The organism is Bacillus sp. JZ109 (assembly GCF_053903135.1).
On sequence record NZ_CP096388.1, the window covers coordinates 2,938,566 to 2,961,406 of the forward strand.

The 22,841-nt window shown below is 44.0% G+C and carries 17 protein-coding genes; 9 read left to right on the plus strand and 8 right to left on the minus strand.

Features of this window, described 5'->3' with window-relative positions:
- Positions 1–23 precede the first annotated feature (23 nt).
- Together addA and addB are read right to left on the minus strand one after the other, a co-directional pair.
- Positions 24–3,722, minus strand: a complete 3,699-nt coding sequence (gene addA, locus M1D94_RS15535; protein ID WP_456270276.1) for a helicase-exonuclease AddAB subunit AddA — start codon at positions 3,720–3,722, stop codon at positions 24–26.
- Complete coding sequence (gene addB / locus M1D94_RS15540) at positions 3,709–7,209, minus strand: helicase-exonuclease AddAB subunit AddB (RefSeq protein ID WP_021479602.1); 3,501 nt, start codon at positions 7,207–7,209, stop codon at positions 3,709–3,711. The genes addA and addB overlap by 14 nt, the downstream gene beginning before the upstream one ends.
- Before the next feature lie 183 nt (positions 7,210–7,392).
- Between addB and M1D94_RS15545 the strand changes: the two genes are divergently transcribed.
- A complete protein-coding gene (locus M1D94_RS15545) occupies positions 7,393–7,830 on the plus strand; it encodes a ferritin family protein (RefSeq protein ID WP_029317584.1) in 438 nt (145 codons plus the stop codon).
- A 117-nt stretch (positions 7,831–7,947) separates the two neighbouring features.
- On the plus strand, positions 7,948–8,274 hold the full coding sequence (locus M1D94_RS15550; protein ID WP_009966950.1) for a four-helix bundle copper-binding protein: 327 nt from the start codon (positions 7,948–7,950) through the stop codon (positions 8,272–8,274).
- A 29-nt stretch (positions 8,275–8,303) separates the two neighbouring features.
- On the opposite strand, the gene M1D94_RS15555 is transcribed toward M1D94_RS15550, so the two are convergent.
- Positions 8,304–10,031 carry an ABC transporter substrate-binding protein gene (locus M1D94_RS15555; protein WP_456270277.1) on the minus strand — a complete coding sequence of 576 codons (1,728 nt, stop codon included), beginning with the start codon at positions 10,029–10,031 and terminating at the stop codon, positions 8,304–8,306.
- A 113-nt stretch (positions 10,032–10,144) separates the two neighbouring features.
- Between M1D94_RS15555 and M1D94_RS15560 the strand changes: the two genes are divergently transcribed.
- Both M1D94_RS15560 and M1D94_RS15565 read left to right on the plus strand, forming a co-directional pair.
- Positions 10,145–11,350: an MDR family MFS transporter gene (locus M1D94_RS15560; protein WP_456270278.1), complete on the plus strand. Its 1,206-nt coding sequence runs from the start codon at positions 10,145–10,147 to the stop codon at positions 11,348–11,350.
- A gap of 106 nt (positions 11,351–11,456) precedes the next feature.
- Entirely contained in the window at positions 11,457–12,611 is a 1,155-nt protein-coding gene (locus M1D94_RS15565; RefSeq protein ID WP_172850393.1) for an AbrB family transcriptional regulator, read from the plus strand.
- 213 nt (positions 12,612–12,824) lie between these two features.
- Here the strand turns inward: M1D94_RS15565 and ntdR are convergent, their stop codons facing one another.
- Positions 12,825–13,814 (minus strand): NTD biosynthesis operon transcriptional regulator NtdR, encoded by a 990-nt coding sequence (gene ntdR / locus M1D94_RS15570; protein ID WP_014479382.1) that lies wholly within the window; start codon positions 13,812–13,814, stop codon positions 12,825–12,827.
- A 103-nt stretch (positions 13,815–13,917) separates the two neighbouring features.
- Between ntdR and ntdA the strand changes: the two genes are divergently transcribed.
- From ntdA to M1D94_RS15595, 5 genes are all read left to right on the plus strand, one after another.
- Positions 13,918–15,243: a 3-dehydro-glucose-6-phosphate--glutamate transaminase gene (gene ntdA, locus M1D94_RS15575; RefSeq protein WP_128740187.1), complete on the plus strand. Its 1,326-nt coding sequence runs from the start codon at positions 13,918–13,920 to the stop codon at positions 15,241–15,243.
- The gene (ntdB, locus tag M1D94_RS15580) at positions 15,215–16,063 is read left to right on the plus strand and encodes a kanosamine-6-phosphate phosphatase (RefSeq protein ID WP_029317578.1); all 849 of its coding nucleotides are present in this window, start codon (positions 15,215–15,217) and stop codon (positions 16,061–16,063) included. Before ntdA ends, ntdB begins: the two co-directional genes overlap by 29 nt.
- A gap of 13 nt (positions 16,064–16,076) precedes the next feature.
- On the plus strand, positions 16,077–17,129 hold the full coding sequence (gene ntdC, locus M1D94_RS15585; RefSeq protein WP_141949383.1) for a glucose-6-phosphate 3-dehydrogenase NdtC: 1,053 nt from the start codon (positions 16,077–16,079) through the stop codon (positions 17,127–17,129).
- Positions 17,130–17,200: 71 nt separating this feature from the next.
- Positions 17,201–18,421 carry a glucose/mannose transporter GlcP gene (gene glcP, locus M1D94_RS15590; protein WP_141949382.1) on the plus strand — a complete coding sequence of 407 codons (1,221 nt, stop codon included), beginning with the start codon at positions 17,201–17,203 and terminating at the stop codon, positions 18,419–18,421.
- Positions 18,422–19,085: 664 nt separating this feature from the next.
- Positions 19,086–19,283, plus strand: coding sequence for a hypothetical protein (locus M1D94_RS15595; protein WP_014479377.1), 198 nt, complete (start codon positions 19,086–19,088; stop codon positions 19,281–19,283).
- A gap of 27 nt (positions 19,284–19,310) precedes the next feature.
- Here M1D94_RS15595 and M1D94_RS15600 read toward each other — a convergent pair whose 3' ends face one another.
- The 4 genes from M1D94_RS15600 to M1D94_RS15615 all read right to left on the minus strand — a co-directional run bounded on the left by M1D94_RS15600 (position 19,311) and on the right by M1D94_RS15615 (position 22,723).
- Positions 19,311–19,838: a MarR family transcriptional regulator gene (locus M1D94_RS15600; protein WP_003245853.1), complete on the minus strand. Its 528-nt coding sequence runs from the start codon at positions 19,836–19,838 to the stop codon at positions 19,311–19,313.
- A gap of 76 nt (positions 19,839–19,914) precedes the next feature.
- On the minus strand, positions 19,915–21,411 hold the full coding sequence (locus M1D94_RS15605) for a monooxygenase (protein ID WP_141949381.1): 1,497 nt from the start codon (positions 21,409–21,411) through the stop codon (positions 19,915–19,917).
- Positions 21,412–21,591: 180 nt separating this feature from the next.
- Positions 21,592–22,098 carry a signal peptidase I gene (gene lepB, locus M1D94_RS15610; RefSeq protein WP_003233128.1) on the minus strand — a complete coding sequence of 169 codons (507 nt, stop codon included), beginning with the start codon at positions 22,096–22,098 and terminating at the stop codon, positions 21,592–21,594.
- 1 nt (position 22,099) lies between these two features.
- Positions 22,100–22,723, minus strand: coding sequence for a TVP38/TMEM64 family protein (locus tag M1D94_RS15615; RefSeq protein WP_010886465.1), 624 nt, complete (start codon positions 22,721–22,723; stop codon positions 22,100–22,102).
- Positions 22,724–22,841 lie beyond the last annotated feature (118 nt).

Here is a 22,841-nt window from a genome sequence, read left to right on the forward strand (position 1 = left end):
AATTCCGGAGCTTATGGATCTCGCTATAATGTCAGAATGTGCCCTCCGTCAAAGAAATAAAGCGCACATCCCTTTACCTTTGTTTTTGCAATTTGCTCCACTGCCTTCGTGTACAGCTGAATTTGCGTTTCATATCGTTTCTTCAAGATCGGGGCCGCTCCTTCAAATCCATGCTGGAATTTGCCCTCAATCCGGTCCGACTTATAATCCAATAGATATAATCCGTCCTCAGTTTCATAGAGACAATCAATGATACCCTGCACTAAAAGCGGCTCATCTGCCTCCTGTGCATCAGGATAGATCTCCTTGGCCGGAAGCGCTAAGCTGAATGGTATTTCCCGGTCCTTCCACTTAGCACCGATCAGCTGTCCGCCGATTTCTGTATGGAAAAATTGCACGATTTCTTCTATATCAATAGCGTCTTTTTGTTCTTCAGTGAGAAGCTCTTTTTCATAAAGTCTGTGAACCGTCTGCTCAGCTTCTTCTATCGACGGCACATGTGACAGCTGGATATGCTGCATAACCGTATGCATGGCAGTCCCTTTCTCTGCCGCTGTCAGGCCTTTTTTCATCATAAAAGCGGGACGTCTGTACAGAATGCTTCCATCAGCCGGTTTTACAGGGGCCCTGCCGCTGTATTCATCCTCGTACTCTCTTTTTCTTTTGATCTCAGAAACCGATTGCTTTGTCCGAATTTGCGTCACCTCGTGATGCGGGTATGTCCAGCTCAGCTGCTCGCGGGCTTTTTCATCAAACGCAAACGAGCCGGGAACTGGTTCACCTCGGCGGATCGCTTCTAGGCGCTCGCTTTTTTCTTCCATTCTTTCTTCCAGATCATCATCAAGCAAATCATAGGAATGGATCATTTGAACGGCAAAACGAGCCGGGTGATCTGAGATGTCAGCGTGTGCTGGCACACCAGCCAAATCCCCCAAGTCTCTGTGCCTGGCAAGAGCCGGGCCGATGAAATCTAGATACGTTTTCGCCTGATAGCGGTCAAATTCCGGCAGAAGCCAATCAGTTTGGGACGCGGATGCCTGCCATTTTGCAAGCTGTTTCTGATGATCCTTACATGAGCCAATCAGAAACAGCTTTTCCTTCGCTCTCGTTAATGCAACATAGAGCACACGCAATTCCTCTGACAGCAGCTCCCTGCGCATTTTTTTCTTCATCGCAATGAGCGGAAGTGTCGGATAGCTGATGCGTAATTGCGGATGAATATACTTCGTGCCAAATCCGAGCTCCTTATCCAGCAGGTACGATTTATTTAAATCCATCATGTTGAAATTCCGGCCGAGACCTGCTACAAACACGACTGGAAATTCGAGCCCTTTGCTGCTGTGGATCGTCATTAAGCGGACAACATCCTCCTGCTCGCTGAGCGCTCTCGCCGTACCAAGATCATCGCCCCGCTCCTGCATGCGTTCGATAAACCGCAGGAAACGGAACAAGCCGCGAAATGCCGTTGATTCATATTGACGCGCCCTGTCATAAAGAACACGCAAATTGGCCTGGCGCTGTTTTCCGCCCGGCATGCCGCCGACATAATCCATATATTTGGTGTCGCGGTACACTTCCCAAATCAGCTCAGATACTGAGTGGTTTTTCGAAAACGCGCGCCATTTTTGCAGATGTCCGTAAAACGTATTTAGCTTTTGATAAAGCTCATCGTTCCGGTCACCAGCAGCCAGGTAGTCTTTCATCGCCTCATAGTACGGCGCTTTTTTATTTTCAAGCCGGATCAAAGACAGCTCGTTTTCATCTGCTCCGACAATCGGTGAGCGCAGCACAGAGGCAAGCGGTATATCCTGATACGGATTATCAATCACCTTCAGCACAGAAAGCGCGACGGCGACTTCGACCGCTTCAAAATAGCCTGACGTTAAATTGGCGTAAACCGGTATGCCCTGTGCTCTCAGCTCCTCCATGATTTGCGGAGCCCACGGCATCGAACGGAGCAAAATCACGATATCTCGGTATTGAATATTGCGATGTGTTTTCTTTTTTCCGTCATACACCTTAAACGGCGATGAAATCAGCTTACGAATTTCCTTAGCGATGGCTTTTGCCTCAAACTGCACCGTTTCAAGCTCTTCTGCTTCCTCGCTTGCATCCGTATCTTCTGCGTTGTCGATCAGCAGCAGCTCTGTTTCCGTCTCGTCATTGTCCGGATACGCTGCACCAAGCTTCAGCTCAGCCTGCTCGTCATAATCGACCTCACCGATTTTGCCGCCCATCAGCTGTTTAAATAAAAAGTTTGTGCTGTCTAAAATATCAGCCCGGCTTCGGAAATTTTTATTTAAATCGATTTTCCGCCCCGTGCCTTCTCCGCTCTCTGTAAACCGTTTGTATTTAGAGAGGAAAAGAAGCGGCTCGGCAAGCCTGAATCGATAAATCGACTGTTTGACATCTCCTACCATAAACAGGTTACCAGTCTCCTCCGGCCCGCTTGTGACGAGCTGCAGAATCGATTCCTGCACGAGGTTGGTATCCTGATATTCGTCAACGAGCACCTCATGAAACTGTTCCTGATAAAACCTCGCAGCCTCGCTCGGCCCACGTTCACCTTTGTCATTCTCAGCTGTCAAAATCGCTAAACAGTAATGCTCCAAATCAGAAAAATCAATGATTGATTTTTCCTGTTTCGCAGCTTCGAATCGTTTTCCATAGCTGATGACAAGCTGTACGAGCGTTTCAATGACAGGCTTCATCTCGGCTAGGCTTTTCAAGTGCTGTTCAGGACTTCGCGTGAAGTAGTCGTTTTTGAGCTTTTCAAGCAGTTTTTTTGCACCGTTTCTCAAATCTGTCGCCTCATCAAGGAGCGCTGGATCGAACTCATCCCCTTTTACTGCTTTGGCACGCTTAAAAGAGACGGCGGGCACCCGCTTATATAGTTCACTGAAATCGTCCTGATGCTGAATCAGTTCATCAATCTGCGCAAGATCATCAAGAAAATTGTCAGCACGCGGCGCCGGGCCGCCCGGCGCTTTCGTCAGCTCAAGCGCGCGCAAGAGCTTTTCCTTCGCCCCGTTAAGCACCATTGCAATATCTTCTTTGACATATTGATAAAACGGCAGCTCCTCGATGGCGCTCTTTTCTGATACATCATACAAATGAACAAAACTTTCCAGCCACGCCTCCGGGTTGGGATGGGATCGGGAATACTCGTACACCTGTTTAACGAGAAATTGCAGATCCAGATCGTGCCGGTCTGTCGTATAGCGGTCAACAAGCTCAAAAAATGCCTTTTCACCCTTTGCATATTCGTCTTCAAACAGCTCGTCAAGCACTTCATCACCGAGCAGCTCGCCTTCCGTCTGATCAGCTATCCGAAAGCCCGGATCAAGATCGATCAAGTAGTAATATTTCTTCAGCACTTGCAGGCAAAAGGAATGAAGCGTCGAAATGCTGGCCCGGTTTAAAAGAGACAGCTGGCGTCTGATATGCAGCGAGCCGGGGCGCTGTACAAGCTCTTTTTCCAAGGCTTCTGCGATTCGGTGCTTCATCTCTGCCGCTGAGGCGTTTGTAAATGTCACAACGAGAAGACGGTCTACATCTATTGGGTTTTCCTCCGCGGTGATTTTCCGAATCATTCGTTCAACGAGCACAGCAGTTTTACCAGAGCCCGCAGCCGCTGCCACAAGAATATCCTGGCCGGTTGAAACAATGGCATTCCATTGGTCATCTGTCCATGTGCTGTCTACCGGTTTAGGAATGTTCATTGCCATCCGCCTCCTTTTTTATCCACTCAAGTATCGTCTTGTCCTTTTCAGCCTTTAATGGGCGATACTCGTTTTCTTCCAGTGATTCATCAAATTGGCATACTGATTTGAACGCACAGTATGTGCACGGCGTCTTGTTCTTCATTTTGTACGGCTCAATGGATACGCGTCCGTCGGTGATTTGTTCGCCCGCTTCCTGGAAGGTGCGGCGCACATGCTTTGTCAAAAGATCAAATTCCTTTTCACCGACTGCTGCCGAGTCTGATCTAAGAGATCCGTCTTTTTTCAAGCCGGCGTTTATGATATTTGAACGTCCCTCTTGAAGGGTTGTATCCATGAGGCGAACCACTTCCTGATCACCGAGGAGCAAGCCCTTCATTTTAAATTTCTTAAAGATCTCCTGTTCAATCTCGTCAAGCCCAAGCGGGAGATTAGATTGAATCATCGGGTCATGAATATGGAAATACAGCACTCCGGCAGGCGTCGCCCTCATCCCGAGCCAGTCAGCTGAATGTGTAATCGATAAATCAAGGTACGTCAGCATTTGCAGTGCCAATCCGTAATATACTTCCGCTAAGTCAAGGCCTTTGTCGCTTGATTTATAATCGACAATCCTGAGGAGCAGGCCTTTTGAGCTTTCAGCCTTATCAACACGGTCAATTCGCCCGACGAGTTCCATCGTACAGCCGTTTTTCAGTTGAAAGGTCAGCGGCGGAAGCGGCCCTTTTCCTCCAAAGCCCAGTTCAAGCCCGATCGGTACGAATCCGCTCGCTTTCGCATGCTCGCTTAAAATGCCGGACACACGTGTCACAATTTTTTGCAGTTTTTCCTTCACATAATAATGCCGGTTTGAGCTGAGCAGAATTTCCTTTTGCAGTTTCGGTGCCAGCCGTTCTACCGCATCATAGGAAAACAGCTCGCATTGCTCTTTCGTTAAATCGCGCCAATCCAGCTTTTGCTCACGCAGCCTGTCTGAAATCAGCTTTAAGCTGGAATGAAACAGCTGGCCGATATCCGGTGCTTCAAGCTTGAAGAATTGCCGTTCCTTCAAATGCAGCCCGTGTGACGCAAAATGGGAAAACGGACACGCGTTAAAGGTTTCCATTCTCGATACACTGCCCTGAATGCGTTCACCATAGAGCTGTCTCGACACGCTGCGTTCAAGCTGCTTCACTTCATTCCGGAAAAACAGGCTTGAGAACAGCTTTTTCGACTGCAGCCTGTCCGGCGCACTCATCAGCACATTGTACGTGCTCCACCAGACGTCGCTGATGTCGTATTCCCGTGTCCATAACCTGAGCTGGCTCGCGGTAAAGGACTGTGCCACGCTTTTATTCACGACATACATCAGCTGTTCCTCATCGCTGACCTGTTCAGGTTCATTTGTTAACAGGCGCTCCTTATGATGCGGAAACAGTTCTTCCAACCGCTTAACGATCATCGACGGCAAAAGCGTTTTTCCTTCCGCATCAGCAATCGGATACGATACGTAAAGCCGGTCAGACGGACTTGAAAACGCCATGTAGATGAGGAAATGCTCATCAAGCAAACGCTCCCGTCCGCCTGAGGATAGCTCAACCCCAATCGTTTTCAGCCATTCCCGGTCATCATCCGACAGGACCCCGTTTTCATCAGGGCGTGCCGGCAGAACGCCGTCGTTTGCCCCGAGCACAAAGGTGCAGGAGGTGCCATACATTCTGGACAAATCCATATTGCCGACAAACACCTGGTCAAGCGCAGGCGGAATTAGAGAAAATGTAAGCGACTCCGCGCCGGCTTCTATCATTTGCTGAAACAAATCAAGAGAAATCTCATCATCTCCCATCATTTCAACAAACTCCTCAAGCAGCTGAATGACTGCGTCCCACGCCTGCTGATGCTGCTGCGCTTCAATGATTCTGCCGTCATCCTCAGCACGCTGCCTTTCCTGATCCAGCTTCAGCGGCACATCCGTCTCTTCTAAATAACGATAGAGCGCCTCCGCCTTCTCTTGAACCGTCTTCGCTTTTTTCATGCGTTTTTGAAGCTGAAAAAGCGGCGGAACAATCCAATCGCGGGTGTCATTCAACATGTTTTCCATTTCGATTTCCTGATCAGTCTGCGCAAAATCATCATCCAATGACACAAAACGCCTGTATTGGAACCGATCGCCCTTTGTCCAGCGGTCGCCTTTAATACCATAGGCGATACAGTAATTTTCGAGCTGATCGACCTGTTCTCTCACTTTGGCCTTCGGTTCATTGAGCGGGAATAGCAGTTCGGTTTTCACGCAGCGAAACACCGCTTCATAACGCCAATTCCCTTTCAGAACATCAAGGCTTGACCGGATAAATTCAATTAACGGATGGTTCAGCATAGATGCTTTTCCGTCAATGAAATAAGGAATCTCGTAATCTGCGAAAACTTCCTTCACCATATCCTTGTAGTCTTCCGGCTGGCGCGCAAGAATGGCTACATCCTTATAGCGATATCCCTTCTCTCTGACTAGGGCGTGAATTTCCCGGGCAATGCCTTCCAGCTCAGCTCGTCTGTTTGCGGCCTGCATCACAGTAAGGGCTTCTTGTTTTTCTGCGTATGGAATGGCCGGACGCGCTTCATACTGTGCCTCTAGATGCGCCAATTCCGGCGTCTTTGTATGCCGCTCAGTCCCGCTCAGCTCTTTATACGTAATGTCCAAATTCAGTTCCTTCGCCTTCTGATGCAGGCGGTAATAGGTTTTCCCCGTCATTCTGAACAATTCCAGTTCATGCGGCTCCCGCTCATATGACGGCTTGTCCGCTGTGAGCGAAAACGTGATATGCTCCGCATGAACCATAAGCTGCTCCAACACCCTGAATTCCTGCGGTGTAAACTGATAAAAGCCATCCACATAGATATGGGCGCCTTTTATATCTTCCGCAAGCGGGATATGCTCTGCCAGCAATGTCAAATAATCCTCAGAGTGAAGATATTGGTCTGCGAGGCTTTTTTCCATTTGCTGATACAGAATTGATAAGTCATGGAGCTTTTCAGATAAAACTCGTTCTCCGCGATACTCAGAAGCCGTTCCGCTTTCCGCCATCCGGCGGATATCCTCCGGTTCCAGACAATAGCGCTTAAACTCTGTCAGCATCCGCTCAACCTGTGCGGTAAACCCGCTTTTGTCACTCGCTTTTTGATAGACTTTGAACTCCTGTTTATGCTCCTCAATGAGCTTCCGCAGGAGCATTTGTACGCCGGTGCTCGTCAGAAACGGCCTGCTCATTCCTCCCGTATGCTGGAGGATGCGCCAGGCCAATCGTGAAAAACTGAATACTTGAGCGCGTATCATCCCGCCCATATCTGGCGTTTTAGCAAGCTCGTATTCCATTAAAAACGTCATTTGATCCGGGACTAGAAAAATGATCGGCTTCCCGAATGGAGCCCGGCGCAATTCATCCTGAATGCTGTCGATGATCAGCTTCGTTTTTCCACTCCCGGACCTGCCTACTAAAAACTCTGCTCCCAAATTAGAAGACCCCTCTCTTTTTATCTCTATATATTTTATCGAATGTTGACGAAAATGACCAATCTGATCTATTGGTAAAAACGGCCTTTTCACATATAAAAAGCTGATTATCTCCGCACATCTCTCCCTGCCCAACATATACTTTTACAGAAGCCCAATTCCTAAGAATGGAGTTGAATCCCCTTGCATTACAGCTACTATCCCTATCCGGTGCCATACAGGGAAGATCCTGGTTTGATTCGGAATTTGCAGAAGGCCATCAACGGAGAATTCAGTGCCATTCAATGCTACCGCAAGCTCGCCGAACTCGCCCACAGCGATGAAGTCAGAAAACAGATTGAAGAAATCAGGCGTGACGAGATTCGCCACCTCCGTGAATTTTCCACACTGTATGGTTCAATTACCGGCAAACACATCATGCCGAAACAAACGGAAGAATGCCCGGACAATTTCACAAGAGGACTGGACGCCGCTTTTAAAGATGAACAAGAAACCGTCGACTTTTACTTGCGTGCGGCCGAGGAAACGTCAAACTTAAAAGCGAAAGGCGTCTTTACGCGCGCAGCACGTGATGAACAAAATCACGCTGTCTGGTTCCTATACTATCTGATGGAACGTTAGATATACCCATTCAGGGTATATGTACATATCCCCTTAGCTAAAAACACACTCCCCTGTTTTTTTCAAATGCAGCCGGGAAACATAAAACCATATACTGTCATACAGGGGGAATCAACCATGGAGCAATATTCTGAAGCTTGTATTGAGGCTTGCATCGATTGCATGAAAGCTTGCAATCATTGTTTCACTAAATGCTTGGAAGAAAGCGTGCAGCATCATCTCAGCGGATGCATCCGGCTTGACAGGGAATGCGCGGATATTTGCGCGCTGGCGGTCAAAGCCATGCAAACGGACAGCCCGTTTATGAAAGAAATTTGTGCACTTTGCGCCGATATTTGTGAAGCATGCGGCACTGAATGCGGAAAGCACGATCATGATCATTGCCAAGCATGTGCGAAAGCCTGCTTCACCTGTGCTGAACAATGCCGCAGCATGGCAGCGTAAAAAAGAGGGTTCAAAAAAGAACCCTCTTTTTATTTGGACAGCCATACGGAGTACAAATCAATCCATCCCTCTTCATCAAGCACCAGGCCTTTTACATTTTTACTTGATGTCACCTGGAGCACATTTTGATACAGCGGGATCGCGTTCAGCTCCTGTATCATCTGCCGGTCAATGTCACGCAGGATGTTGATTCTCGAACAGCGATCAGGCATGGAAAACATCCGCTCTATCATTCCTGAGCAAATCTGTGTCAGCTTTTCAGATAGATGCTGATACAAGAAACTGTTCTCCGACAGCAGCAAATGCAGAAAACCAAACTCGCTGTCTTGATAAAACGTCGCACTGTCATGAATGATATCCGCCATCTGCACGGTTTCCGGCCGTCGCAGATCAGCAGCATCACAGAATTGAAGTGTAAGCCTGATACCGTGCTGGGCGCAAATATTTTGAATCCATTCGGCGTCCTCACGATGATCCGTTTCCGAAAAGGTATAAAGCACGATTGTTTCGCCCTCGTATCCGCTTTTCTTCAACAATTCAGATGGCGAAACGCCCTCCCACTCAAAAGAACTCGGATGCAAAAAGGACGTAACCGGGATTCTTCGGTGCCCTCCCGCTTCACGAACGAGCCGTTCAGAGGAAATCAGCAGCCGGAGCGCTTTTCTAAAGCTTTGGTGCTGAAGAGGCCCCTTCTTTTTCAGATTGAGCGACAAATACTGAACATGCCGCTCATCAAAAACAGTTTGCTGCTCAGGACATGTTTGTTTTTCTTGAATGGTAAAACCGTTCATCTCTCCGGCTTGCTCAGAAAACACAAACTCAACGCGATCCAAATAGGGGCGTCCCTTGAAGTAGCGCTCATTGGCTTCAAGCACAAGCATCCCGCTGTGAAGCTGATTCACCTGAAAAGGCCCTGTTCCATTTTTCCCGCCGCCCTGTTCTGCCGGCAGTATGGACAGCCGTTCATCACAAAGAGCATACGGCAAAAGCGCATTCGGCCTATCGAGTATGAGCGCCACACAATAAGGGCCCTTTTCTAAGACTTGTTTCACTCCGTGCAGAAGCCATTTATACGGGTTGTCACCCAGTTCCAAAAAGCGCTGAAACGTAAACGCAACGTCCCGCGATGTCAGCGGCTGTCCATTATGAAATGTCACACCTTTTCGAAGAAAAAATCTCCATTGTTTTTTTCCGACCTCTTCCCATCCATGAACCAAATGAGGCTTCGGCTCCTGTATATCCGAATCAAACGTCAAGAGTGTATCAAATATCTGTTTGACGAAATGGCCCTCAGACCGCAAAAATATTTGGCATGGATCCAAACTGCTGACAGATTCAGGCGCGATGAACAGCCGCAGAACATCCTTCGCCCCATTCTCGCCCGTCTCCGTCACAAATCCGAACACCTCTGAAAGCCACATGTTATATTCGTTTTGAAGCCCCGGAAATGCGGACTGATACTGCTGAAGCAGCTCCTTTGCCTTTTTAAGCTTTCCTGACATGGTATATTCCTTTGCAGTTTGAAGAAGCAATTCCTCAGGCCTCCGAAGAAACGCGATTTTAGATTTACGGCCGCGCCCCGCCCCGCTTTCCCGGATAATCCAATTGCTGTTCTCCAGCTTATGTAAAATGAGCTTTGCATTTCTTTCTGTACAAAATAAACAGTCGGCAATCTCAGTGAGCGTCATTTCGTTCATTTGTCCATACTCGGCGCAGCCTTTTTTTACAAGCGCCACGTAGTGTTCTATCAGCTTCAATCCCCGCACCTCCCGACAAAAGGGGAACTTTTATCTCTTCTTTTCTTCACTTTTTGGGCCGCCGCCCCTTCTATACACTACTACTATATCAAACAGCGAAAGGCGGCGATCACATGTTGACCAGTTTTCACTCTATAAAATCGAGATATACCGCTTCCGTTCGGCTCCGCTTTTTCGGCGAATTGCTGACAAGCCTGACAGGTGCAATGATGGGACCTTTTATGGTGCTGTATCTGCATGAACAATTAAACGGCAGTATCATGATGCCAATGCTGATCATCAGCCTTCAGCCATTTGCTGATATTTTCCTGACGCTCGCTGCAGGAAAGGCGGCGGACCGGCTTGGGCGGCGCACAGCGATTTTGACCGCATTGCTTCTTCAATCAGCGGCAATGACAGGGTTTGTATTTGCTGCGCATGCGTATGTTTTCGCTATTCTCTATGTCATGAATGGCATCGGAAGATCGTTGTACATTCCCGCTTCCCGCGCCCAAATCGCTGAAAGCACGCCGGAAAGCAGACGTTCGGAAGTGTTTGCGGTCATCAATGCGATCTATTCGGCGGGTCTGACGGCAGGGCCGCTAGTGGGGATGCTTCTTTACAATCATAACCCCGTGTGGATATTCGCATTAGATGCTGCGGCATTGTTTATCTACTTTCTGATCGCTGCACTGAAACTGCCTGAGACAAAGCCGCTACACCCAGCTGTTACCCCGAAAATATCTGCGAGCTTTATGATATACAGGCCTGTCCTGCTTCTTTTGCTGCTTTCTCTCCCCATAAGCATGTTATATGCACAAACAGAAACAACATACAGGCTCTTCAGCAAAAACATGTTTTCTGATTATCTGTCAATACTGACGATCTACTCGGCGGCAAAAGCTTTATTCAGCTTTGTTCTCCAAGTTCCTCTTGTCAAAGGGACCGAAAAGCTTTCAATGAAAACGATCCTTTTCATTACTTATATTTGCTACTCCCTTGCGGCTGCCGGTTTTGCATGCTCAACCTCCCTGACAATGCTTTTAGTGACGGCAGCGGTAATGACGGTTGGCGAAAGCATCGGGCTAACCCACATCCAGACCTTCATATCGAAATTGGCGCCGCCTCATTTGCTGGGCCGGTTTTATGCTGTCTATGGTCTGCATTGGGATATATCCCGCTCAATCGGACCGCTGGCAGGCGGGCTGATCCTGACATCATTTGGCGGAGAAGTGATTTTTTACGCTCTCGCCGTGTGTCTGCTGGCAGCGGGTTTATCTCTGACTTACACAATAAAAAAGCTCGAACACAAGGTCATAAGAAAAGTGAATCGCTTATAGAAAATAATTCATAATTTCTTTATCAACAAAAATATACTATAGTAATAAATACATTCACTACGTGAACAATTGGAGTGTTACGTGAAAAAGGAAGAAGGGTTTTACATTGAAGAAAGACGAAAATCTCCTCAAAGATCTATGGTTTATCGCAATCAGTGCAGCCGGGGGGTTTATTCTTTCATTAACCGGAATATCAATTGGATGGATGATCGGAACACTGATTGTCGCCTGCTGCCTCGCCATGATACGGCCGGCATGGCTGATGATGGCACCAGACCAAAAAGGAATTAACCGGCGATGGCTCGCCCTCGGGCAGATGATCCTCGGCATCGAATTGGGCCAAAAGCTGAATTTATCCGTTCTCTCTGTTCTCAAAGACCATTGGTTTTCAGTCGGCGTTATGCTGATATTGTCTATCCTGCTGGCCATGCTGTCAGGATATGTGCTTTGGCGTTTCAGCAAAACGGATATGATGACTAGCTTTGTCGGCACCGCTCCCGGCGGACTTTCCGCCATGCCGAGCATCGCACAGGAAGTAGGCGCCAATACCGCTATAGTCAGCCTCGTTCAAATGATGCGTGTGCTGCTCGTGGTGCTTTCCATTCCGTTTTTAGTCATTCTGATCTATACAAAACAAGATCGTACCGCAAGTGCCGCAACAGAGACAATTTCTTCTGCAACGACAGATTTTAGGCTCGCTCCCGTTTTGTGGACCGTCATTCTTATTCTCGCTGCCTGGGGAGCTTGCAAAGCTGCGAAATTTTTAAAATTTCCAGCTCCATGGCTGCTCGGCAGCATGCTCGGTGTAGCAATTGTACATGTTGGCGGAGCTGCGGTGACAGGGCACGACATGATGGCATGGTGGCCGTCACAAGCTAACCATGTATCACAAGTATTTCTCGGGGCAACGATCGGCTCTAAGATGTACAAAAGCATGTTTGCCGGCGTCACCCGTATTATCATCGTCGGGTTTGTCTCGTCCGTCGGTTTAATCGCAGCAATGTTTTTGAGCGCCGTGATCGTTTCCGAGCTGACAGGAATTTCGCTCATCACTTCTGTACTGGCATTTGCGCCCGGCGGGATTGCAGAGATGGCGACGACGTCAGTTACCTTACATGCTGATTCCACCTTTGTCGTTGCGGTTCAGGTCATTCGCGTCATTCTGGTTATTTCCCTGCTGCCGCCGTTTTATCGCCTGCTTCACCATCTTCATGGTGAAAAAAAAGACAAAAAGAGCTCAATCAGCGGCAGTAGTGCCTAGTTGAAAAAAGGGTTCAAGAACTTTTAATTCGCAAACCATCGAGATGAGGAAATATAAGCGGATATTTCGTTGTTAATGGATCAGGTTTGAAGTGAATGCTGCCAGAGGGTGAAATGAAAGAAATAATTGACGACTTACGATTGAAAAAGAGGTTAAAATGAATAACCTCTTTTTCTTATATAAAGATATAAAATGATAAAGGGAAATCTATCGTTACGTTGATTCTCTTATAATAAGCTTTGTTGGCAGTTTAATAATTCTTCTGTTTAAAGTGGCATTACCCGAAATGGACTCGATGATTTTCAACACAGCCTGTTGACCTAATTCTATTACGGGGATATCAATTGTTGTTATGGTCGGAGTAACGACTTGGCAGATCAATTGGTTGTCAAAACCAATTACAGCTAAGTCTTCTGGAACTTTAAAGCCATTTTTCATCGCCTGTTTAATAATCCCTGCGGCGACTTGATCATTTCCTGTAAATATTGCTGAGGGTCTGTCCTTTAGATCCTTTATCTTATGAAAAACACGAAAGCCATCCTCGATATTAAACATTTCGCCGAATATCCATTCGCTTCTATGATGTAAATCGTAATCTTGTAAAGCTTTCAAATAACCCTCTTTCCTCTGACATTGAGCTTCGCTATATGGAGTATCAAAACAAAACCCAATTTTTTTATGCCCTCTTTCAATTAAATGTACTACCCCCATGTATGTAGCTTCAAATTCATCATACCCAATTATCGTTATGTCCGCTGAGTGATGATATTCATTACATAATAAGATAGGACCATACTTTAAGAAAGGGGATATCTGATCCCATTCATTTTCTAAAGTTCCAAGAATAATACCATCCACTTCTTTATGCTTCAATAACTCTAACAATTCTAGCTCTGTCTGTTTGTCATAAAAGGTCTGAAATACAATTACCTTGTAATTCTTAAACAGTGCTTCATGTGAGACCCCTTTTATTAATTGAGCAAAAAATGGATGGTCAATACTCGGAACCGATAAAGCTATCGTTTGTGTCTTATTTCTCCTAAAATTCCGAGCTAAATAATTGGGAGTGTAGTCAAGTTCGTTAATTGCCTTTAAGATCATATCTCTTTTTTCTTTCGACACATACGGATGATTATTCAATACTCTTGACACTGTGGTTTTAGACACATTGCATAATTTTGCTATTTCATCAATTGTAGGCATATTTTCCCTTCCTTAAAAAAGTTGTTGACATGTTACCGATTTCAGAAATTAGGATAAATTTGTAATAAATTTTTAGATTATAAAATCATTGGAGGTACTGTTCATGCAAAAACAGGTTAAGATTTCAGGTAAAAGCAAAGAAAACATGTCACTATTAAAACACTTAAAAGGTGACGTACAAGGAAAAGAACTTGTTATTGAAGACAGTATTGTAAACGAGCGGTGGAAACAAGTATTAAAGGAAAAGATAGATATTGAACATGATCTTTTCAACTATCAAAAAAATCGTGAAATCAGTAAAGTCCCTTTTTTGCCTGTAGACAGATTAATAACCAATGATGAAGTGGAAGATATCTTAAATACATTAACTGAAGTTTTGCCAACTGGAAAATTTACGAGTGGTCCCTATTTAGAGCAATTCGAAAAAGTTTTATCTACATATTTACATAAAAGGTATGTAATTGCAACCAGCAGTGGAACCGATGCTATTATGATAGGTTTATTGGCTTTAGGGTTAAACCCAGGGGATGAAGTTATCATGCCGGCTAATAGCTTTTCAGCTACTGAAAATGCTGTGTTAGCTTTGGGAGGCGTTCCTATCTATGTAGATATTAACCCACAAACATTCTGCATCGATCCTGACAAAATTGAAGAAGCAATAACTTCTTATACAAAGTTTATTCTACCTGTGCATTTATACGGAAAACATTCAGACATGCAGCATATCCGTCAAATCGCAAATCGTTATAAATTAAAAGTAATTGAAGATGCCTGCCAAGGAATTGGACTGACAGACTTAGGAAAGTATGCAGACATCACTACATTAAGTTTTAATCCCTATAAGAATTTTGGTGTATGTGGCAAGGCTGGGGCAATAGCAACTGATAATGAAGAACTCGCTAAAAAATGCATTCAATTTAGTTATCATGGTTTTGAAGTAAATGTAAAAAATAAGAAAGTCATCAATTTTGGATTTAATTCAAAAATGGACAATTTACAGGCAGCAATTGGTTTAGAGAGAATGAAGTACCTTTCATTAAACAACTTCAAAAGACTGTTCTTGGCGGATAGATACATTACCCAATTAGCAGAGTTGCAGAATAAAGGCTTTATTGAATTACCAGAATTAAGTGAAGATCATGTATGGCATCTGTTTCCTATTAAGGTGAGAACAGAAGATAGAGCAGATATCATGACTAAATTAAATGAAGATTTTGGTGTTCAAACAGATGTATATTATCCAATACTGTCTCATATGCAAAAAACTCCTTTAGTACAGGACAAGTATGCAGGACTCCCATTGGTTCATACGGAAAAGGCTCATAGTCAGGTACTGCATTTGCCTTTATATCCGTCATTTACTTTAGAAGAACAAGACAGAGTAATGGAGGGACTGTTTCATGTTATTAAGCAAGAAATCGGAGTATAAAACGTTATCCACGGTTGAACATCCTCAGTATATTGTTTTTTGTGATTTTGATGAAACGTATTTTCCGCATACAATCGACGAACAAAAACAACAAGACATTTATGAACTCGAAGACTATCTAGAACAAAAAAGTAAAGATGGGGAACTAATAATCGGATGGGTTACAGGGAGCAGTATAGAATCTATTATCGATAAAATGGGACGAGGAAAATTTAGATATTTTCCGCATTTTATAGCTAGTGATCTTGGAACTGAAATTACGTACTTTTCAGAGCATAACTTCGGTCAGCAAGATAACAAGTGGAACAGTCGCATAAATGAAGGGTTTAGTAAAGAAAAGGTTGAAAAACTTGTGAAACAGCTGCATGAAAATCATAACATTCTTTTGAATCCTCAAACTCAATTAGGAAAGTCACGGTATAAGCATAACTTCTACTATCAGGAACAAGATGAAATAAACGACAAGAAAAACCTATTAGCAATTGAAAAAATCTGCGAGGAATATGGCGTTTCAGTAAATATAAATCGGTGTAATCCCTTAGCAGGCGATCCAGAAGACAGCTATGATGTAGATTTTATCCCCATAGGGACAGGAAAGAATGAAATTGTAACGTTTATGTTAGAGAAATACAACCTAAATACCGAAAGAGCTATCGCATTTGGGGATAGTGGAAATGATGTTCGTATGTTACAGACAGTAGGGAATGGATATCTGCTAAAAAATGCAACACAGGAAGCCAAAAACTTGCACAACCTTATAACTGATAGTGAGTACTCAAAAGGAATTACTAATACCTTAAAAAAATTAATTGGATCATGAGGAGGAAATTAAAATGAAGAAGATCGGCATCATAGGTGCAGGTGGTATTGCAAGAGCGCATGCAACTGCTTTATCTACAATAAAAAATGCAGAGTTAGTAGGGGTATATGACATAAATCAACAAAATGCAGAAAGCTTTGTGAAAACTTTCGGCGGGAAGTCATTTGAAAACGCAGATGAACTAATTGATGCCTCAGAAGGTTTAATTGTAGCATCACCAAACTTTTGCCATAAAGAACATGCTTTGCAAGCATTAGGAAAACATAAGCATGTATTGTGTGAAAAGCCTATGGCTATTTCTCTTGAAGAAGCAAGCATAATGAAAGATACCGCTGAAAGGTTGAGCGTAAGAGCCAGTATGGGATTTAATTATAGATATTTATCTTACGTAAATATCTTAAAAAGCTTAATTATCAATAATGAACTAGGTAACATCCTGTCCATAAAAGTACACTTCAAGAAAAATAGTGCACTTAGACGCAAGAAATTTACTTGGAGAGATGACGCTAACAGTAAGAAGACGAGTGGTTCATTGGGGGATCTGGGTATTCACCTTATCGACATGGTATGGTATTTGTTTGAGAGTGATTTCATCACAGAATCAGTAAGGGCAAAGATGAACACAAATGTAAAAACAAAAGAGGATAAACAGGTACTAGTAGATGACTATGCAGAAATTTATGGCCAGCTGAAGAACAAGGTATTTGTAAATATCATCACATCAAAATGTTCTGCACCTGAAGACTGTGGTTTTAGCATTGAGGTAGTTGGACACAAAAAAGAGTTTAAATACCACACAGGTAATCCTCACGTTTACAAGCTCATAGATGGCTTGAACGTGGTAGACTGCCCAGTACCGCAAAGCCTATTAAACGATCCGCCAAACGAGTTTTATGGATGGGCTGATTCTTTTAGAAGCGAGTTAATCAATTGGATTGCATCAACTCAGAATGATTGGGTTGAGATCCCTTCTTTTAGTGATGGTTTTAGATCTCAGGAAGTGTTAGAAATGTTCTTTGAGAAAGACAGCAACTCTCAACCAATGTCTGTTTCAGCAGTCAACTAGTATTTCAAAGAGAGAAGTTACTAAAAAAGCAGGAATTTACTTTCCTGCTTTTTCATATAGGGGTGTAATGAATGTTAAGAGGGACATATTTATTCGGATATGCTTTCTTTTTTACAGTAGGTATTATCCATATATCAACAGGGAGTTTGACACCATTTCTATTAGAGGCTTTTAACAAGACAACAGATGATATTTCGGTCATAATCTTCTTTCAGTTTACCGGATTTCTAAGCGGAGTATTAATCGCACCGTTAATGATTAAGAAATACAGTCATTTTAGGACACTTACTTTAGCTTTGACAATAATGCTTGTAGCGTTAAGTATCTTTTTTCTAACTAAGGATTGGTATTATATTGTTGTAATGGCTTTTCTCTTAGGATATGGGGCAGGCACATTAGAAACGACAGTTGGTTCATTTGTTATTGCTAATTTCGAAAGTAATGCAGAAAAAATGAGTAAGCTGGAAGTTCTCTTTGGATTAGGCGCTTTATCTTTCCCATTATTAATTAATTCCTTCATAGATATCAATAACTGGTTTTTACCGTATTACTGTATATTCACCTTTTTATTCGTCCTATTCGTAGGGTGGTTAATTTTCTTGTCCAAGAACCGAAAGTACGCTAAGAATGCTAACCAACAAGTGACCTTTCCAGACGGAGGAGCATTTCAATACTTTATAGGAGATAGAAAAAAATCAAAGCAATTAGGCTTTTTTGTATTTTTTGCTTTCCTATATGCTGGAATCGAAACAAATTTTGCCAACTTTTTACCTTCAATCATGATAAACCAAGACAATGAACAAATTAGTCTTATAAGTGTCTCCTTTTTCTGGGTAGGGATCATCATAGGAAGAATATTGATTGGTTTCGTAAGTAGAAGGCTTGATTTTTCTAAATACCTCCTTTTTAGCTGTAGTTGTTTAATTGTTTTGTTGATTGCTTTCTCTTATATAAGTAACCCAATACTTCAATTGGGCGGTACATTTTTGATTGGCCTAAGTATAGCGGGCATATTTCCCATTGCTTTAACACTAGCATCAATCATTATTCAGAAGTACGTTGACGAAGTTACAAGTTTATTTATTGCTTCGGCAAGTTTCGGAGGAGCGATCATCTCTTTCTTAATTGGATGGAGTTTAAATCAGGATACGATCTTATTAACCATGGGAATATTTACAACTATGGCGGTCATTCTAGTAGGTATTTCTGTAAAGATTAGGAGAACTAAAACAGAAGACCCTATTTCATTTGAAAACAAAGCATCAAAAACACGTGTAAATGAAAGATACTAATAGACATATCGTAAGTAAGAAGAGGACTTAATGTCCTCTTTTTACTTTTCAAATAAAAATAAAACAAATGAATGAATTGAGGTAAATACATGTACAAATTTATATATATAGAAGATACATTGAGTGAAAAAGATCAGTGGTTCCAATTATTAGAAAGTAAAATCACAAGTTACTTGGGTATTCTAGAGATCTCTGACCAATTTCAGAATAGGTTGATTCATAACGAATTGTTGGATGGTACGGCATCTCTGCAGAAGATATTGGCAAGTTAACAACAGACTTAGCTGAGAAATGACAGGGTCTATTAAGTGGGGGTACGAAAATTCTTATGCGTGAAAATGAAACAAGTATTACATTTGTTGATTCTATGGGAGTATTAGCCGAAATAGAAAGTGAGACATTCCTCCCAAGAGGAAATAAAAGGACTAAATAGGTGGCTTGCTACAGAAGGTCTTTCCTTGTTTATATGGAGAAAACAGTGTTTTAGCAAGGGAGATAGTAGATGATAGAAGTGGGCAGAGCTATCAGAAAACATATCTGTAAAAAAATAATTCTAAAATTCCCTCGAAATATTTTGAGAGCATCAAAAGCCAAAGAGCAAATTTTGAGATGAACCGAAGATGCATGTAAACTAAAGGGAAATCCTAAAATTTATAGGGGCGATATGATGAAAAAGATTATTAAAGGAAGTTTGCTGCGCGACAATCCCGAGAAGGCAATGCACTTATATTATGGAATATGTTTAGGAATCTGGCTGATTTATAATTTGGTGACATCCGGCTCCCCTGGACTGCCGCTTATGATTTTAGTCGGAGGAAATCTGATTTACGTTACAATCTTGAAAAAGAAAGAAGAAACGTGAAAAACACGCACCGCAGTGCGTGTTTTTTTATTTAAAAATGCTAGGAAGCCCCCCTTCAATTTCTTCTGACGACGGATACCATTTTGTCACCAGATCCCGAAACAGCCGTTCCGCAAAAAGAATCTCTTCCTCGGTATAGCGGTCAAAAAATGACAGAAAACGCTGTTCAGCCTTCTGATGATAATATTTGTGCAAACTGTGCAGCTTTTTTCCAGCAGGCGTCAATCGGAAGTAGACCTCCTTTTTATTATCGCTGAGCTGTGTTCTGTGAAGGAAGCCTGCGCCGAGCAATTTTGTGCTGATGCGTGATACAGTCGCTTTTGTCGTATTCATTTTTTCTGCTATCGACGTGACATTAATTGGTTCATTGTCCCCGACACAGGATAGAACATGAATTTCTGTCATCGTCAATTGAGATTTACTCCCGTGCTCTACATCCAGCTTCCTCAATTCGTCAGATAAAAAGGCTTTAATAAGCCCCTCCCATTTCTCCTGTTGATGAATGAGCTCCGCATACAATTCAAAAAGATTGCGTTTCGTATGATCTGTGTTCATCGGGTTTTCCATCCTTTTTCATTCGATTGTTTCTTCTATCATACCGTTTTGTTACAGATGAAACAATCGAATTGAATTATACTCGGCTGGTGACGGAAAACCAGCGGCTGATCCCTTTTTGAATCACCTCGGAACAATCGGGCGCTGATGCATCCACCGCCCAGGCTACATGTCCATCGGGACGAATCAATATGGTATGCACATCCCGCAACTTTTCATTCGGTTCTGCAAGCGAGGCGGTTACCGTACGTAAGCCTTTCACTTCGATATGATCATCAGCTTCCTGCCTCAATGACAGCAAAACGAATGTCCCGTTTTGGAGAAAGCTGTACAGCCGTTCCGAATTGCCGTCGGAAAGAATCAGCTTCATGTCAGGGAGCCTTGCCCCATTCAAACGATTCGGCGGCATGGTACGATCAGCTTCATATCTGACATCGAGTGCAGAAATTTGCCCTGCTACATATCGATTCACATCAGGGAAGGCCAGCAGCTCCGACATCATGCTTCGCAAATGGAGGCCTGCTTGAGTGAAATCGATCAGCTTTGTCTGTGCCTCCGTGTTTCTGAGGAGCCCTTCAGCTGCCGGGTGCCGCTCGTCATGGTAGCTGTCCAAAAGCCATGAAGGCGCAGAGCCTTTGATGGACGCCGCCAGTTTCCACCCAAGGTTCATTGCATCCTGAAGGCCGACATTCAGCCCTTGCCCGCCCGCTGGAAAATGAATATGCGCGGCATCACCCGCAAGAAAGATTCTGCCGTCCCGATACCGTTTCGCTTGGCGCGCGGCATTCCCGAACCGCGACATCCACGAAGGGTCGGTTAAACCAAAGTCAGTTCCGCAAATTCGCAGGAGATCAGCTCTCAGCTCTTCCTCAGTCACAGGCACATCTTTCGGCATTTGTGTGCGATAAGGACTGATCACAACGACACGGTATCGGTCTGAAGATAACGGAACAATCATAACACCGCCCTCTTTTGTGCAAAGGGACAGCACGCCTGACGGCGGCGGAGAAAGGAGCACCACATCCCCAAGCGCAGCGGTGACAGTGCTGTCTGTTCCCGGAAACTCAATTTTTGCCTGTTTCCGGACGGTACTCCCGGCGCCATCTGCCCCAACGGCAAACTTGCTTGTGATCGTCCGTACACTGCCGTCCCGATCCTTAAAAATCGTTTGGACCGCTTCCCCGTTTTGCGTAACCGACAGCGCCTCTGCACCCCGAAACACCTCTGTTCCCAGCCTTCGTGCATGATCTTCAAGCAGCTTTTCTGTTTTGGACTGCGGGAGCAAAAGCGTGTAAGGACAGCTCGTATCCAAGCCTGAAAAATCCAGACGGGTATCCAGCATTGAAAAATGTCCGGAAGGTATCTTGCTTCCCTTGGATACGAACCGCTCTAAAATCCCTCTCATCTCAAGGAGCTCCAGCGTTCGGGGATGCAGCGTCAACGCCTTGGAATGCGGAACAGGTTTTTCAAGCCGTTCAATCACACATGTTCCCACTCCGGCCATCGCAAGCTCAGAAGCCAGCATAAATCCAACCGGTCCTCCTCCTATAATCACTGCTTCATATTTCATCATTCACCACTCCTTTTGTTTCATGAAAAACGAACAAAAACCAATAAAAACGGCCCTCCAATCAAAAAAATATATAAATTTTGTTACGATAGTAACAATTTTGATTATAGCTCCTTACAAATTTTTCTTCAACACATTTTTCCAAACGGCATACAAAAAGACGCCTCTTCCATTAGCGTCTTTTTATTCGGCATCAGAAATCACACCGACAATATTTTTTTCTCTTATCGGACCAAAATGCCGGCTGTCGAAGCTGTATATGCGATTATCTCCAACGACAAAATATTTTCCTTTCGGCACCTTGCTTGTTCCCGTCACATCTTTCAAAGAAAAATCACCCGTTACATGGCTGCCGGCAGAAACAGATTTCAAATGCTTCAAAAATGGCTCAGCAACCTGCTTTCCGTTCACATACAGCTGATCATCTTTATATTTGATCGTTTCACCGGGCAAGCCGATTACCCGTTTAATCAGCACTTTATGATCAGGGCCTTTAAAAAGGACGATGTCAAAACGATGGATGGTTTTAAATCGATGCGAAAATTTATTGACCAACAATTCGTTTCCTTCCTGGAAGGTCGGGTTCATACTGACGCCTTCTACCTTGTAATCAATAAAGACAGCATTTTTAACCTGAATGGCGAGAACAACGGACACTACACCGGCAAGAAACCAAAACCGTTTTTTCATGTTACTGTCTCCCTCCATCATGCTCACGCTGACTGGCTCTTACATGCAGATACCGCTCCACCTTTTTGCCGACATACCATAAGACAGTGATCACCAATACGGCGATGACCGTTCGAATCGGCTGTGTAATCAGCGCGTGCAGATCATATCCGATGAAGCTGATCATAAAAATCATGACAAGCTTCCCCGAGGCTGCCGCCAAAATAAACGGCCGCGTTCCGATCCTTGACAAACCGGCAACAACATTCACCGCGGCTGACGGTGTAAATGGAAAACAAAGCAGAAGAAACATGGGACCGAAGCCGTGTCTTTCCACCCATAACATCAGCTTTCTTACAGACGGATGACTGCGGATAAATCCAAGCAATTTTCTCTGTCCGTATTGACGGACAATCAAAAATACGAGAATGGAACCAGCAGTTGATCCCGCCCAAGACAGGATGAATCCTTCCCACAAGCCAAACGAGTTCGTATTCGCCACCACAAACACGATCAGCGGCAAAAACGGGAGAAATGCTTCAATTAAAGGCAGCAGCACAGCAATGAGCGGACCGAAAGCCCTATAGCTTTGAAATAATTCAGTTAAATGTTCTTGTGTCAAATAGGATAAAAAATGCTCCAACATTTATACTCCTTACCGGGTTTGTCTATCCTTATTCTACACATTATCAGCAGAAAACTAAAAAGTTTTGGTGATTTTTTCTGTCTTGAAACATTTCACCAGCCGATATAGAATACAAATA

Bases quoted from the DNA above. Each gene is read 5' to 3' on its own strand.
- addA (WP_456270276.1), bottom strand. From the start codon at position 3,722: ATGAACATTCCTAAACCGGTAGACAGCACATGGACAGATGACCAATGG.
- M1D94_RS15550 (WP_009966950.1), top strand. From the start codon at position 7,948: ATGGAGCAATATTCTGAAGCTTGTATTGAGGCTTGCATCGATTGCATG.
- M1D94_RS15560 (WP_456270278.1), top strand. From the start codon at position 10,145: ATGTTGACCAGTTTTCACTCTATAAAATCGAGATATACCGCTTCCGTT.
- ntdR (WP_014479382.1), bottom strand. From the start codon at position 13,814: ATGCCTACAATTGATGAAATAGCAAAATTATGCAATGTGTCTAAAACC.
- ntdA (WP_128740187.1), top strand. From the start codon at position 13,918: ATGCAAAAACAGGTTAAGATTTCAGGTAAAAGCAAAGAAAACATGTCA.
- ntdB (WP_029317578.1), top strand. From the start codon at position 15,215: ATGTTATTAAGCAAGAAATCGGAGTATAAAACGTTATCCACGGTTGAA.
- ntdC (WP_141949383.1), top strand. From the start codon at position 16,077: ATGAAGAAGATCGGCATCATAGGTGCAGGTGGTATTGCAAGAGCGCAT.
- glcP (WP_141949382.1), top strand. From the start codon at position 17,201: ATGTTAAGAGGGACATATTTATTCGGATATGCTTTCTTTTTTACAGTA.
- M1D94_RS15595 (WP_014479377.1), top strand. From the start codon at position 19,086: ATGATGAAAAAGATTATTAAAGGAAGTTTGCTGCGCGACAATCCCGAG.
- M1D94_RS15600 (WP_003245853.1), bottom strand. From the start codon at position 19,838: ATGAACACAGATCATACGAAACGCAATCTTTTTGAATTGTATGCGGAG.
- M1D94_RS15605 (WP_141949381.1), bottom strand. From the start codon at position 21,411: ATGATGAAATATGAAGCAGTGATTATAGGAGGAGGACCGGTTGGATTT.
- lepB (WP_003233128.1), bottom strand. From the start codon at position 22,098: ATGAAAAAACGGTTTTGGTTTCTTGCCGGTGTAGTGTCCGTTGTTCTC.
- M1D94_RS15615 (WP_010886465.1), bottom strand. From the start codon at position 22,723: ATGTTGGAGCATTTTTTATCCTATTTGACACAAGAACATTTAACTGAA.